The following is a 272-nucleotide window of genomic DNA, read 5'->3' as shown; positions in this document are numbered from 1 at the left end:
CCGCCCGCGAGCGCCTCGAGGAACGCGGGGATCTGGTCGACGGCGAGATCCTCGACCGGGGTTCCGAACAACGCGATTGCTGCGTTGGCGCGTTCGGACTCGCCCTCGAGCGCGAGCAGCCCTTGCGCGGTGAGCTGTAGCGCTTCCTGCGCGCGGGGGCCGCCCGCGGCGATGGCGTCGGACATGGCCTGTGCGTCGAGTTTGATCTTCTCGTACGCCGCTTGCGACGACTCGGACATGTCGGACCCGCGAAGAGTGAACTCTTTCAAGGC

1 protein-coding gene is annotated in these 272 nt (G+C 68.0%); it reads right to left on the bottom strand.

Annotation, left to right across the window (positions count from 1 at the left end; translation table 11 throughout):
* Positions 1–239, bottom strand: a 239-nt coding sequence (locus tag ON31_RS00060; RefSeq protein ID WP_218007276.1) for a hypothetical protein, incomplete at its 3' end; no start/stop codon positions are given.
* Positions 240–272 lie beyond the last annotated feature (33 nt).

Source organism: Nocardia otitidiscaviarum NBRC 14405 (assembly GCF_000308635.1).
GTDB classification, from domain to species: domain Bacteria; phylum Actinomycetota; class Actinomycetes; order Mycobacteriales; family Mycobacteriaceae; genus Nocardia; species Nocardia otitidiscaviarum.
This window is presented reverse-complemented; position numbering and strand designations above follow the sequence as displayed.